We start from the raw sequence: 12,462 nt of genomic DNA, 5'->3' as shown, positions 1-12,462 counted from the left end.
AGGCGCGGCGGGTTCGCCACCAGATCTGGCTATTGCATCCGCCCTTCCGGCAGTTGGGCGGAGTCACATATCCACGACGACGCGGCCGCGGATCTTGCCGTCGACGATGTCGCGCGCGGCATCGACGATGCCGTCGAACCCGATGGTGCTGGACAGGCTGGCGAGCTTCTGCAGATCGAGGTCGGTGCCGATGCGGCGCCATGCCTCGAGGCGGACTGCTTTCGGCGCCATCACTGAATCGATGCCGAGCAATGAGACGCCGCGCAGGATGAAGGGCGCGACGCTGGCCGGCAGGTCCATGCCGCCGGCCAGGCCGCAGGCGGCGACCGCGCCGCCATAGGAGGTCATCGAGAGCACATTGGCCAGCGTGTGGCTACCGACAGCGTCAATGCCGCCGGCCCAGCGCTCCTTGGCCAGCGGCTTGGCAGGCTGGGCAAGCTCGTCGCGCGATATCACTTCGGCGGCGCCAAGGTCGATCAGAAAGGGGCTTTCGGCATTGCGGCCGGTGGAAGCAATGACATGGTAGCCGAGGCTGGACAGGATCGAGACCGCGACCGAGCCGACGCCGCCGGCCGCCCCCGTCACCACCACCGGGCCGCGATCGGGCAGGATGCCGTGCCGCTCCAGGGCCATGACGCAGAGCATGGCGGTATAGCCTGCGGTGCCGACGGCCATCGCGTCATGCGGGCTGATGCCTTGCGGCAGCGGCACCAGCCAGTCGCCTTTGACGCGGGCGCGGCCAGCATAGGCGCCGAAATGGGTTTCGCCGACGCCCCAGCCGTTCAGAATGACCTTGTCTCCGGTGCGCCAGTCGGGATGGGAAGACGAGATGACGGTGCCGGCGAAATCGATGCCCGGCACCAGCGGCCAGCGGCGGATCACCGGCGCCTTGCCTGTGATCGCCAAACCATCCTTGTAGTTCACCGTCGTTGCCTCGACCGCCACGGTGACATCGCCTTCCATCAGGTCGGCCTCGGTGAGATCCGTCACGGTTACCGACTGCTTTTTCTCGGCGTCACGCGAAACGAGGATGGCTTTGAAGGTTTCGGACATGTCTTTCTCCGCGATCTTGTTTGGCGACATGAACTGTGCGGCGATGGCGGCACGGGGTCAATCCTTGGAAGGCCTGGGCTTGGAAGGCCCGGGTTCGCGTCGCCAGCCGAACAGCTCGTCGAAGACGACCAGTGCCGCGCCCACCGAAATGAAGGCGTCCGCAAGGTTGAAGACGGCGAAGGACCAGACCGGCGTGTGGAACAGGATGTAGTCGATGACGTGGCCGTAGACGGCGCGGTCGATCAGATTGCCGAGCGCGCCGCCGACGATCAGCGCAAAGCCGGTGCGGGCAAGGATCTGGGACGGCGCGATCCGCGTCGCCAGGAACAGCACGAAGGCAACCACGGCGAGCGAAATGACGATCAGCCCCATGTCGCCGAAGGACGAGAACATCGAGAAGGCGATGCCGGTATTGTAGGTGCGAAACAGCGCCAGGAAGTGCAATAGATCAACCTTCTCCTGAAAAGGCAGATCGGCCTCGACCAGGTATTTTATCCACTGGTCGAGCGCGATGGCCGCGACGACGAGCAGTGCGTAGGGAGACCATGATCTCACGGGCAGGCAACCTTCATTGCTGGTCCAGGATTGGCTCGAGCTTCAGCGCGCCGCGCCGTATCTCGAACAGCATGATGCCGGTGGCAACCGCCAGATTGAGCGAATCGGCACGGCCCGCTTGCGGAATCCTGAGCAGCCTGTCGCAGCTCGCAGCCAGGCTTTCGGGCAGCCCCTGCTGCTCGTTGCCCATCATCAGCAGCACGGGCCCGCGGGAAAAATCGACCGAGCGGTAGTCGACGGCGCCTTTCAGGTGGGTGCCGGCGACGAGGCCTGAGAAGCCGCCCCGCCAGGCAAGGAAAGCCTCGGTTGTCGCCTTCGCCACCGGCACGGCAAAGATCGAACCCATGGTGGCGCGCACCGTTTCCACGGAAAATGGATCAGTGGTATCGCCGACCAGGATGACGCCTTTGGCGCCGACGGCATCGACGGTGCGGATGACGGTGCCGAGATTGCCGGGATCGCGTACCCGATCGAGAGCCACCCAGACGTCGCCATTGTCGGCGCGGACATCCTTCAAGGCGAGGAGTTTTTGCGAAAAGACGCCGACGACCATTTGCGGATTGTCGCGGCGGGTGATGGCGACCAGCACCTTTTCCGACACTTCGAGCACCATGCCGCCTGCGGCAACCGTGCGTGCCGCAACCTTCTCCACCGCCGCGTTGCCGCGCCCGGCCTTGGCGAAAACCAATGTCCTGATCTGCCAGCCGAGATCGAGCGCATCGATGACCAGCTTCAACCCCTCGGCCATGAAGGTGTTCTGCTGGTCGCGGAATTTCTTCTGAGCGAGCGCCTTGATGTCCTTGACCAGCGGATTGGCGAGGCTGGTGACCTCCTTCACCTGGCCAGGTGCGCCTGCATGCCGCTCGTTCATTCAGCCACCCAACGCGAAAACAGTGAGGTCGAGAGCGCCCGGCCGGCGGACTTTTCGCGGATGATCAGCTCACCCGATTCAATCTTGCCGCCCATGCCGGCAAAGGTATCGCGCATCAGGGCGTGGATGGCGAAGAAGGAGGCGCGGATCGAATAGGCGGTCAGCACCACGGCTAGCGGCTTCGGCGTCAGGATCGCCCGGCAAAGGTCGGTCAAATCAGGTAGGTCCTCGAACAATTGCCAGACCTCGCCCTTGGGGCCGCGCCCGTAGGCCGGCGGGTCGAACAGGATGATGTCGTAGCGGCTGCCGCGGCGCTCCTCGCGCTCGGCGAATTTGACCGCGTCGTCGACGATCCAGCGGATCGGCTTGCTGCCGAGCCCGGCCATCTCCTGGTTTTCGCGGGCCCAGCCGATCGCTTTTTTCGAGGCATCGACATGGGTGACCTCGGCGCCGGCGCGAGCCGCCACCAATGAAGCGAGACCGGTATAGCCGAACAGGTTCAGCACCTTGACCGGCCGCTTCGCCGCCGCGATCAGGCCGGCCATGTGGTCCCAGTGGGAGGCCTGCTCGGGAAAGACGCCGACATGACGAAACGAGGTGAAACGGCCGAGATAGTCGATGCCGTCATGCTTCATCGGCCAGGTCTCGCCGAGTGGTAGCTTGGGAAAACGCCAGCGGCCGATGCCCTCCTCGTCGGTGTCGCCGGTGAAGACGGCGTCGGCGCGCTCCCATTCCTTTGCCGGCAAGGCCTTTTGCCAGATCGCCTGGCCCTCGGGCCGCACGATACGGTAGGGGCCATATTGTTCGAGCTTTTGGCCGGTGCCACTGTCGAGCAGCGCATAATCGGCATTGGGCGCCACTTCCAGGATCACGGGAAGATGTTCGGTGGGCAGAGCGCCTTCGCGGCGGGCCAGGATGCGCGGCGCCGAGTTCGGTTCGGAACGACTTTCCGTCTTCGCCTCATGGCGCTCGCGCGGTGGCGCTTCCGATCTGGCAGGCGCCTGGCCGGGACGCGGACGTGACACGTCCGCCCCACCCTTCGCGGATGGATGCGGACGGTTGTCGCGGCGTTTGTCGCGAAAGGACTTCAAGCGGGGGCAACTCCGAACGGCGTGGCCGCTTTTGACATAGGGCAACCGGCTTCGCAACCAAGTCCGACAGGTCGGCCTGTCTGGTTTATGTCAGCCGGCGATGGACCAATGTCAAAGAAACAGGCAAATCTGCCGGATGTCCCGCTCCGAACGCCTGCTCGACCTGATCCAGTGCCTGCGCCGGCATCGCCGGCCGGTGAGCGGGCAGGCGCTGGCCGATGAGCTCGGGATTTCGATCCGCACGCTCTACCGCGATATCGCGACGCTGCAGGGCCAGGGTGCGCCGATCGAGGGCGAGGCGGGGCTGGGTTATGTGCTCAAGCCCGGCTTCATGCTGCCGCCGCTGATGTTCAGCGACGAGGAGATCGAAGCCATCGTGCTTGGCTCGCGCTGGGTCGCCAAGCAGCCGGACCAGCGTCTCTCGGCCGCCGCCGCCAACGCGTTGGCCAAGATCGCCGCCGTGCTGCCGGACGATCTGCGCGAGGATCTCGACGCAAGCACACTGCTGGTCGGCCCTCCTGCCGCGGCCATCGAGGGGATCGATCTTGGTCTGGTGCGGCAGGCCATCCGCAACGAGCGCAAGCTCGGCTTTCTCTACCGCGACGCCGGCGGCGCCGCGTCCGAGCGTGTCGTTTGGCCATTTGCGCTGGGCTTCTTCGACAAGGTGCGGGTGGTGGTGGCGTGGTGCGAGATGCGGCAGGATTTCCGGCATTTTCGCGCCGATCGCATCGCCGAACTCCAAGCAACAGACACACGCTATCCGCGCCGCCGCCAGGCTCTGCTCAAGGAATGGCGGGCGACGCTCGACAAGCCGCGTGGCTCATGATGACGACTGCTGCCAGAATCTGACAGTAGCATATCCTATGTTCGCCAGGTCGAGACGTTGAAACACCTTGGAGAGCAGACATGACCACCCCGAATTTCGTCATCCTCTATGTCGATCAGCCGCAGCAGAGCGCTGCCTTCTACAGTGCGCTGCTCGGCCGCGAGCCGGTCGAAAGTTCGCCGACCTTCGTACTGTTCGTGCTCGATGCCGGCTTCAAGCTCGCCCTGTGGTCGCGTCACACGGTTGAGCCGGCAGCCGCCACGTCAGGCGGTGGCGCCGAAATCGTGTTTGCGCTGGATACGCCCGATGCGGTCGACGCCACCCATGCCGACTGGTCCGGGCGCGGGCTGACAATCCTGCAGACGCCGACCGACATGGATTTCGGCCGTACTTTTGTCGCGCTCGATCCCGACAATCATCGCCTGCGCGTCTATTGGCTGTCCGACGGCGAACAGGCCAATGGTGACCAGAAATGAGCGCGTATTGGATCGCGGTGGCGTCAGCCGAACATGTCCGGTGGTCGCGCAGCCGGCTTCATGCAGGTCAACCACGGCAAGGCGGCACCGCTGCGTCGCGTCAGGGCAGGCGATGGCATCGTCTACTATTCGCCGACCACTGTTTTGGGCGAGAAAGACGGCCTGCAGGCCTTCACGGCGATCGGCACGGTGCGGGAAGGCGAGCCCTATCAGGGCGATATGGGCGCTGGCTTCACGCCGTTTCGTCGCGATGTGGCGTGGGCCAAGGCCGAGGAAGCGCCGATGAAGCCGCTGCTCGACAGGCTGGACTTCGCCGTGGCCAAGTCGAACTGGGGTTATCAGCTTCGCTTTGGCCTTTTTGAAATCGGGGATCACGATTTTCGTGTGATAGCCGAGGCGATGGGCGCCAAATTGGGTACAACGGTAAACTACGCCGTGAGCGCCTTGTAGACGGCAATGCCGGCGGCAAGATCCTCGAGCGCCGCGCCGACCGACTTGAACAGCGTGATCTCACCGGCGCTCTCGCGGCCCTTCTTCTGGCCGCGCGCCAATTCGTGCAGATCGGCGACGATGGCTTCCGGCTTCAGCACGCCAGAGGCCAGCGGCTGGACGATGTCGCCGGCTTCCTTGGTGGCGCCGGCGCGGGTGTCGACATAGACGCGGGCGAGCCGGATCGCGTCGTCGTCGCTCTCGCGCATCGTCGGCGTAAAGCCACCGACCAGGTCGACATGGGTTCCCGGCCGCAACAATGCGCCCTTGATCAGCGGCGTCGTCGTGATCGTCGCCGAGGCGACGATGTCGGTCTGCCCGAGCTCGGCATCGAGATCACTTGCGGCGCTGGCCGCGAAGCCTTCGGCGCGCAGATCGGCCGCGACTTTCTCGGCATTGGCCGGGGTGCGGTTCCAGATGCGGATGGTCTTGATCGGCCGCACGGCTGAGTGCGCCTTGGCGAGGAAGGGCGACAGCGCGCCGGCGCCGACCACCAGCAGCCGCGAGGCATCGTCGCGGGCGAGATAGGAGGCAGCGAGTGCGGAAGCGCAGGCGGTGCGCCACTGTGTCAGCCGCTGGCCGTCGATCAAGGCTTCAGGTTCGCCGGTGGCGCCATTGAGCAGGAGATAGAGCCCCATCACTGCCGGCTTGCCGATGGCATTGTTGTCGGGCGACACGGTGACGATCTTGACGCCGATGTGACCGCCGGCCGACGTGCCGGCCGCGTTGAGATCGGTCCAGGCCGGCATCAAAAGCAGGGTGGAGGCCGCACCGTCGGGCCGCTCGATCGTATGATGGTGCCTGACCGGCTGCACCGCACCGTCGCGAAACGCCGTGCGCAGCGTCTCGACCAGTCCGGGAAAGGTCAGCGCATGGTCGACCTCTGCGGCCGAAATGGTCAGCATGAAAAACTCCGTGCGGACAAAACCGCCGACCGGCGGCTCAAGTGGTCGGCTTCGGCAATGCGGACCCTTGAACTGATCCTTGGGCCGGGCTTTGCGGGGCCGCCGGCGCACGGCTGACCGCCTGGCGCAGGTTCTCGGCTTCGACGCCGCGCTGACGCGCCAGCTTGCGATAGCGGCCCTGCTTGACCCAGGTTGCCAGGCTGCCGACGATCATGCCGATGGCGAGTGCCAGGAACAGGAAAATGAACAGCGGCAAAGTCAGCGTCAGCTTCGGATTGCCGGGGTTGAACGGATCCAGGGTGAAGGCGACGAGTTCGCGGTTGGCAACGGCAAGTGCGATCAGGATGATCGCCAGGGGCACGAAGATCGCGATGAGCATGAAGCGATTGAACATGATGTTTTCCGTCGGAAGCTGGCCTGTCCGAAAGGCCGTCAGGCGCTGACGTCGCGCCTACTTGCCGCCGTTCAGCCTTTCGCGCAGTTCCTTGCCGGTCTTGAAGAACGGCACCCATTTCTCCTCGACTTCGACGGATTCGCCGGTGCGCGGATTGCGGCCGGTGCGGGCGGGACGGTTCTTCACCGAAAAAGCGCCGAAGCCTCGCAACTCGACGCGGTTGCCTTCGGCAAGGGCGTCGGTGATTTCATCGAAGATCGCGCCGACGATGTTTTCGACGTCGCGCAGGAAAAGATGCGGATTGCGCGTGGCAATAATCTGCACAAGTTCGGACTTGATCATGAGACGGGTCCCCGTGAAAGCAGTGCGGTCAAAATTATGAGGATGATTTTATTTGCTTTTTTCACTTGCCCCAAGCGGCATCTCAAGGGTGCCAGACGGAAACGAGACCGTCAAGAAACAAGCGGTCGGCTCCAAGTTCATGGATGACGTCGCCGCTGTAGGCGGGCAGACCGAGCGCACTGCCGATCGTTTGCGCCATCGCTTTCGAGAACAGGAAGCCGCCGCGCCGTTCGGTATCCTTCCACTCGACGACCTTGAGCTTGGCATCGACGCCCTTGGTCGCCAGCCAGTCGACCGCTATGGTCTCGCCGCCGACGGCGTCGATCAGTCCGTTGGCAACCCCCTGGCGACCGGTGAATATGGAGCCGTCGGCAAGCACCAATGCTTGTTCGCGGGTCATCTTGCGGCGTTCGGCGACGATGTCGACAAACCAGTTGTAACTGTCGAGGATGAGTTTGCGAACCATGGCGCGCTCGTCGTCATTGGTCGGCTTGAAGGGAGAGGGCGCGGCTTTCAGCGGCGAGGATTTCACTTCCTCCAGCTTGACGCCGAGTTTGTCCATCAGGCCGCTGACGTCGGGATACTGGATCAGCACGCCGATCGAGCCGACGATCGAGGTCTTGCGGGCAACGATGTGATCGGCGGCACTGGCGATCATATAGCCCGCCGATGCGGCGAGCGTGCCGACTTCCGCCACCACTGGCTTGTCGGCGGCCAGCTTGCGCACTTCTTCATAGATCGATTCACCGCCAACGGTGGTGCCGCCAGGCGAATCGATCGACAGGATCACGCCTTTCACCTTCGATGAAAGACGGATGGTTTCCAGCCGCTTGATCAGTTCCTCGTCCTCGGTGATCGTGCCTTCGATCTTGACCTTGGCAATATGGTCGACCGTCGAGCCGCCGAAATCGTCGCCATAGAACCAGGTTGAAAGCGCAATCACCCCAAGGGCTACGATGCCAATGGCGACGACGCGCCAGAATGTCAGCTTGCGCCGCAAACGGCGGCGGTCGATCAGGTCGTCGGCTCTCAGTGCCATGGTCAGCCTTTCAGTCGGCGGGAGGAGACGCTTTTAGACCATGATCCTCCCATCTGGAAGCAGTTCTCTCTTGCGCATTGCGAGACAAGTCAGCGCCTGGACGTGAGGTGGCTATCCGCGTCGACAGTCGACCGAGCCGGCCAGGCCCTCTCCAAGCATTGGTCTGCTCACATATTCGTGCAATCGGCACCAGGTCGGGCGACGAGACCGACGGCTGATAAATTTTACGCCGCGTGTCTGTTTCTGCTATGGAGAACACGCAGTTGTGCGGACTTCGTTTTCGTCTGTACAAAGGCGGCTGTCACATTTTTGCAGTTTTCGTGGGCTTGTGCTTGCTTGAAAGCGCCGGCGTCCCACCTATAGGCGGTGCTCACGGGCGGGCAGGTTAGAAGAAAGCAGTGAATGTTAGCGCGACCCATTGAACCGACCAACGCCGAGGCGGTGTTGGCTCCCCCGGCGGACGGCCGGACGCGCGGCGATGCTTTCGACCGTGCACAGCGTCATTCGCGCCGCGTGCGCGTTCTCAAATTTGCCGTGCCGGTGGCCGCAGCACTGATAGCGGTCGCTTTCCCGGTCTATTCCTATCTCGCCGCACCCGTCTCCGTGAAGATTCAGGCGGAAGGCACTGCCTATTCCAACGGCAAGCTGGTGATGGCCAATCCCAAGCTCAACGGCTTCACCAAGCAGAAGCAACCTTATTCGATGACGGCGCTGCGTGCCATTCAGGATGTCAGCACGCAAGGTATCATCGAGTTGGAAGGCATCGACGCCAAGGTGCCGATCGCGCCCGACAACGTGGCGGCGGTCAAGGCCTCGCACGGCACCTACGATCGCGACGGCAATACGATGAACCTGACCAGCGACGTGACGATCACCACGACCGACGGCATGCAGGCCAAGTTCAAATCGGTCTTCCTCGACATGGGCAAAGGCACTATGAAGACGGGAGATCCCGTCGATGTCAGCCGTGGCGGGTCGCGGATCACGGCGGATACGATGTCGGTCCAGGACAATGGCAAGATTCTGGTTTTCGAGAACAAAGTGCGCGTCAACATCGATTCCGCCGCCTTGAAGGCGGCACAGGGAAACAGCGGAGAAACCAATGCGGCTCAGTAGTTCGACGCGGCTCGCGGCTGCAACTTCAGCGTTGCTGCTGCTCGGACTCGTGCCGTCATGGGCGCAGACGACCAGTCAGTCAGGCCTCAAACTGTCCGGCGACAAGCCGATCCAGATCGAGAGCGACAAGCTGGAAGTCCGCCAGGCCGACAGTGTCGCCATCTTCACGGGCAATGTCAGCGTCGTCCAGGGGCCGACATTGATGAAGGCCGGCAAGATGACGGTCTACTACGTCAAGGACCCCAACGCCGCTGCCAAGGGCACGGAGGCCGCGGGTGCGGCGATGACGGGCTCGGCCAACATCGATCACCTGGAGATCTCCGACAAGGTTTACATCAAGTCGGATGCGCAGGTCGCGACCGGCGATCAAGGCAGCTTCGATATGAAGAGCCAGGTGCTGGTGCTTTCGGGCAAAAAGGTCGTTCTGTCGCAAAACGACAACGTTCTGGTCGGCTGCAAGCTTACCGTGCAGATGAAAAGCGGGCTGGCTCAGGTAGATCCATGCGCGGGGCAACGCGTCCAGATGTCGATCACGCCGCCGCCGAAATCGGGAGCGACGAACCCCTGATGGCCAGCCTGTCGTCGCTGACGGCGCGTCTTCCGGGACGGGCCGCCGGCAAGCTTTCGGCGCCGGCCACGGTGACCGTCGATGCGGGAAAGTTCAAGGGAACCCTGATCGCCAAGGGGCTGACCAAGAGCTACAAGGGCCGCAAGGTCGTCAGCGGCGTCACCATCGGCGTGCGCGCTGGCGAGGCCGTTGGACTGCTCGGCCCCAACGGCGCCGGCAAGACGACCTGTTTCTACATGGTTACCGGTCTCGTGCCGGTGGATGAAGGCACGATCGAGATCGACGGCTTCGACGTCACGTCGATGCCGATGTACCGTCGCGCACGCCTCGGCATCGGTTATCTGCCGCAGGAAGCGTCGATCTTCCGCGGCCTCAATGTCGAGCAGAATATACGCGCGGTGCTGGAAGTGGTCGAAAAGGACCGCAAGGTGCGCGAGCGCAATCTCGACGAACTGCTCGAGGAATTCCACATCAGCCATCTGCGCAAGGCGCCATCCATGTCGCTTTCGGGCGGCGAGCGGCGACGCCTGGAAATCGCGCGAGCGCTGGCGACGCGTCCGGCCTACATGCTGCTCGACGAGCCTTTCGCCGGCATCGATCCGATCGCCGTCGCCGATATCCAGCAACTGGTGCGCCACCTGACGGCGCGCGGCATCGGCGTCCTCATCACCGATCACAATGTGCGCGAAACGCTTGGCCTCATCGACCGCGCCTACATCATCCATGCCGGCCAGGTGCTGACCCATGGCAGGGCCGACGAAGTGGTGGCTAACCCGGATGTGCGGCGACTCTACCTCGGCGAGGGTTTTACGCTCTGACTCTCTGTTTGACTCAATTCCCAAGGGAAAGCGCTTTGCGCTTTTCCCGGGAAACCGTTTCACGTTTTTCCTGGAATTGCTCTGAGCGTGAAATTTGTTTCCTGACACGATTTTTGCGGTTCGCGGGGCGCTTTTTCCTCGATATTGCTCCGGGATAACGCTCCGGTAAGCGAGTTTTGCTACCAATTGCCTTGACAAGCAAAAGCCGGGCCAGTTTCTATGGCCGGCTGCAAAATTCTTGCCCGGAAGTCCGGATGCATAGACGAGGCGTTTGAAACCGAACCATGGCGTTGGCGGCCAAACTACAGCTACGACAATCGCAGTCGCTGGTGATGACGCCGCAGCTGATGCAGTCGATTCGGTTGCTGCAGTTCACCCATGTCGAGCTCGAGCATTTCATCGACGAGGAAATCGAGCGCAATCCGCTGCTGGAGCGCGCCGAGCCGCAGGACGATGCCGCCAGCGACCAGGCGCAGAAGATCGAGGCGGAGCCGCAAGCCACCCCCGAAGGCGACTGGTTCGAAAACGAGACGCAGTGGAGTGCCGAGGCGATCTCGGACAAGCTCGACACGTCGCTGGAAAACCTGTTTCCCGACGACCCGGGTACCAGCGAGCGGCTCGGTCCCGACCTGACGGCGCAATGGAAATCAGCTTCCGGCAATGGCGCGGGTTCCTCGTCCGAATGGTTTGACGCCGGCGATATGGCGGCCGCGACGATCACGCTGCGCGACCATGTCGGTGAACAGGTGGCGCTAGCCTTCACTGACCCGGCTGCACGGCTGATCGCCGCCGAGCTCGCCGACGGCCTTGACGAGACCGGCTATCTGCGTGCCGACCTGGCCGAGATCGCCGCTCGGCTCGGTGCGGATGCCGCCGCCGTGGCGAAGGTGCTGGCGGTGTGTCAGACTTTCGAGCCGGCCGGCCTGTTTGCCCGCGACTTGGCCGAATGCCTGTCGCTGCAACTTGGGGTGCGCAACCGGCTTGATCCGGCGATGAAGGCGCTGGTCGCCAATCTCGAACTCCTGGCACGGCGTGATTTTCACGCATTGAAACGGATCTGCGGTGTCGACGAGGAGGATCTGCTCGACATGCTGGCGGAGATCCGGGCGCTCGATCCCCGGCCGGGCATGGCGTTTTCGGGCGGCGCCAGCGACGCGATCGTTGCCGATGTCGAGGTGCGCGCGGCCAATGACGGCAGCTGGACGGTCGAACTCAATGCCGAAACGCTGCCGCGCGTGTTGGTCGACCATATCTATTTCGCCCAGGTCTCGCCGCAGGCCAGGAACCAGGCGGAAAAGGATTTTCTGGCCGAATGTCTGCAAAACGCCAACTGGCTGACGCGCAGTCTCGACCAGCGGGCAAAGACCATCCTCAAGGTCGCCTCGGAAATCGTTCGCCAGCAGGATGCCTTCCTCGTCCACGGCGTGCGGCAGCTGAAACCGCTCAATCTGCGCACGGTGGCCGACGCCATCGGCATGCACGAATCGACGGTCAGCCGGGTCACAGCCAACAAATACATGCTGACGCCGCGCGGCGTGTTCGAGCTTCGCTACTTCTTCACCGCCTCGATCGCCGCGTCGGGCGGCGGCGATGCGCATTCCTCCGAAGCCGTGCGTGACCGCATCAAGCAGTTGATCGACGAGGAAAAACCCGTCGACGTGCTTTCCGACGATGCAATCGTCGACATGTTGCGCGAAAGTGGCGTCGACATTGCAAGGCGTACGGTCGCCAAGTACCGGGAAGGCATGAATATCCCCTCCTCGGTGCAGCGCCGACGCGAGAAACGGGCGATGGCCAGCGCCGGGCGCTGAGGCGGGTCGATTTCCCACGGCCAGCACTTCATGTCGGTAGCTAATCAAGTTGTCCGGTTTTGGTAGCACATGATCTGTCCGCTTCTGATTTAACGTCGAAGCGGTTCA

Annotated in this window: 14 protein-coding genes and 1 pseudogene; 7 read left to right on the top strand and 8 right to left on the bottom strand. The window is 63.2% G+C overall.

Features of this window, described 5'->3' with window-relative positions; genetic code table 11:
- Window positions 1–63 precede the first annotated feature (63 nt).
- The 4 genes from LB558_RS26835 to LB558_RS26820 are packed head-to-tail and all read right to left on the bottom strand — an operon-like array spanning window position 64 to window position 3,570.
- Window positions 64–1,053 (bottom strand): MDR family oxidoreductase, encoded by a 990-nt coding sequence (locus LB558_RS26835; protein ID WP_224700311.1) that lies wholly within the window; start codon window positions 1,051–1,053, stop codon window positions 64–66.
- A gap of 57 nt (window positions 1,054–1,110) precedes the next feature.
- Window positions 1,111–1,608, bottom strand: coding sequence for a signal peptidase II (gene lspA / locus LB558_RS26830; RefSeq protein ID WP_224700310.1), 498 nt, complete (start codon window positions 1,606–1,608; stop codon window positions 1,111–1,113).
- A 13-nt stretch (window positions 1,609–1,621) separates the two neighbouring features.
- The gene (locus LB558_RS26825) at window positions 1,622–2,479 is read right to left on the bottom strand and encodes a TrmH family RNA methyltransferase (protein ID WP_224700309.1); all 858 of its coding nucleotides are present in this window, start codon (window positions 2,477–2,479) and stop codon (window positions 1,622–1,624) included.
- Complete coding sequence (locus LB558_RS26820) at window positions 2,476–3,570, bottom strand: class I SAM-dependent rRNA methyltransferase (protein WP_224700308.1); 1,095 nt, start codon at window positions 3,568–3,570, stop codon at window positions 2,476–2,478. The genes LB558_RS26825 and LB558_RS26820 overlap by 4 nt, the downstream gene beginning before the upstream one ends.
- A 136-nt stretch (window positions 3,571–3,706) precedes the next feature.
- Between LB558_RS26820 and LB558_RS26815 the strand changes: the two genes are divergently transcribed.
- The 3 genes and pseudogenes from LB558_RS26815 (at window position 3,707) to LB558_RS26805 (ending at window position 5,322) form a co-directional block, all read left to right on the top strand.
- Window positions 3,707–4,396 (top strand): helix-turn-helix transcriptional regulator, encoded by a 690-nt coding sequence (locus tag LB558_RS26815; RefSeq protein ID WP_224700307.1) that lies wholly within the window; start codon window positions 3,707–3,709, stop codon window positions 4,394–4,396.
- Window positions 4,397–4,476: 80 nt separating this feature from the next.
- On the top strand, window positions 4,477–4,872 hold the full coding sequence (locus LB558_RS26810) for a VOC family protein (protein WP_224700306.1): 396 nt from the start codon (window positions 4,477–4,479) through the stop codon (window positions 4,870–4,872).
- Window positions 4,869–5,322 (top strand): annotated as a pseudogene (locus LB558_RS26805) (EVE domain-containing protein). The gene LB558_RS26810 and the pseudogene LB558_RS26805 overlap by 4 nt, the downstream one beginning before the upstream one ends.
- On the opposite strand, the gene LB558_RS26800 reads toward LB558_RS26805, so the two are convergent.
- From LB558_RS26800 to sppA, 4 genes are all read right to left on the bottom strand, one after another.
- A complete protein-coding gene (locus tag LB558_RS26800) occupies window positions 5,301–6,266 on the bottom strand; it encodes an ornithine cyclodeaminase family protein (protein WP_224700305.1) in 966 nt (321 codons plus the stop codon). The pseudogene LB558_RS26805 and the gene LB558_RS26800 overlap by 22 nt on opposite strands.
- A gap of 37 nt (window positions 6,267–6,303) precedes the next feature.
- Window positions 6,304–6,660 carry a DUF1049 domain-containing protein gene (locus LB558_RS26795; protein ID WP_224700304.1) on the bottom strand — a complete coding sequence of 119 codons (357 nt, stop codon included), beginning with the start codon at window positions 6,658–6,660 and terminating at the stop codon, window positions 6,304–6,306.
- A gap of 57 nt (window positions 6,661–6,717) precedes the next feature.
- Entirely contained in the window at window positions 6,718–7,002 is a 285-nt protein-coding gene (locus LB558_RS26790) for an integration host factor subunit beta (protein ID WP_006200394.1), read from the bottom strand.
- Between the two features lie 82 nt (window positions 7,003–7,084).
- The gene (sppA, locus tag LB558_RS26785) at window positions 7,085–8,041 is read right to left on the bottom strand and encodes a signal peptide peptidase SppA (RefSeq protein WP_224700303.1); all 957 of its coding nucleotides are present in this window, start codon (window positions 8,039–8,041) and stop codon (window positions 7,085–7,087) included.
- 402 nt (window positions 8,042–8,443) lie between these two features.
- On the opposite strand from sppA, the gene lptC reads away from it, so the two are divergent.
- From lptC to rpoN, 4 genes are all read left to right on the top strand, one after another.
- Window positions 8,444–9,157, top strand: coding sequence for an LPS export ABC transporter periplasmic protein LptC (lptC, locus tag LB558_RS26780; RefSeq protein WP_224700302.1), 714 nt, complete (start codon window positions 8,444–8,446; stop codon window positions 9,155–9,157).
- On the top strand, window positions 9,144–9,725 hold the full coding sequence (locus tag LB558_RS26775; protein ID WP_023812537.1) for an LptA/OstA family protein: 582 nt from the start codon (window positions 9,144–9,146) through the stop codon (window positions 9,723–9,725). The genes lptC and LB558_RS26775 overlap by 14 nt, the downstream gene beginning before the upstream one ends.
- Complete coding sequence (lptB, locus tag LB558_RS26770) at window positions 9,725–10,543, top strand: LPS export ABC transporter ATP-binding protein (protein ID WP_013529586.1); 819 nt, start codon at window positions 9,725–9,727, stop codon at window positions 10,541–10,543. Before LB558_RS26775 ends, lptB begins: the two co-directional genes overlap by 1 nt.
- Window positions 10,544–10,827: 284 nt before the next feature.
- Window positions 10,828–12,354 carry an RNA polymerase factor sigma-54 gene (gene rpoN, locus LB558_RS26765; protein ID WP_224700301.1) on the top strand — a complete coding sequence of 509 codons (1,527 nt, stop codon included), beginning with the start codon at window positions 10,828–10,830 and terminating at the stop codon, window positions 12,352–12,354.
- The last annotated feature ends 108 nt before the right edge of the window (window positions 12,355–12,462 follow it).

Source organism: Mesorhizobium sp. CO1-1-8, from assembly GCF_020164875.1.
Classification (GTDB): domain Bacteria; phylum Pseudomonadota; class Alphaproteobacteria; order Rhizobiales; family Rhizobiaceae; genus Mesorhizobium.
The sequence above is the reverse complement of the archived record's forward strand: the minus strand, read 5'-3'. Positions and strand labels throughout refer to the sequence as shown.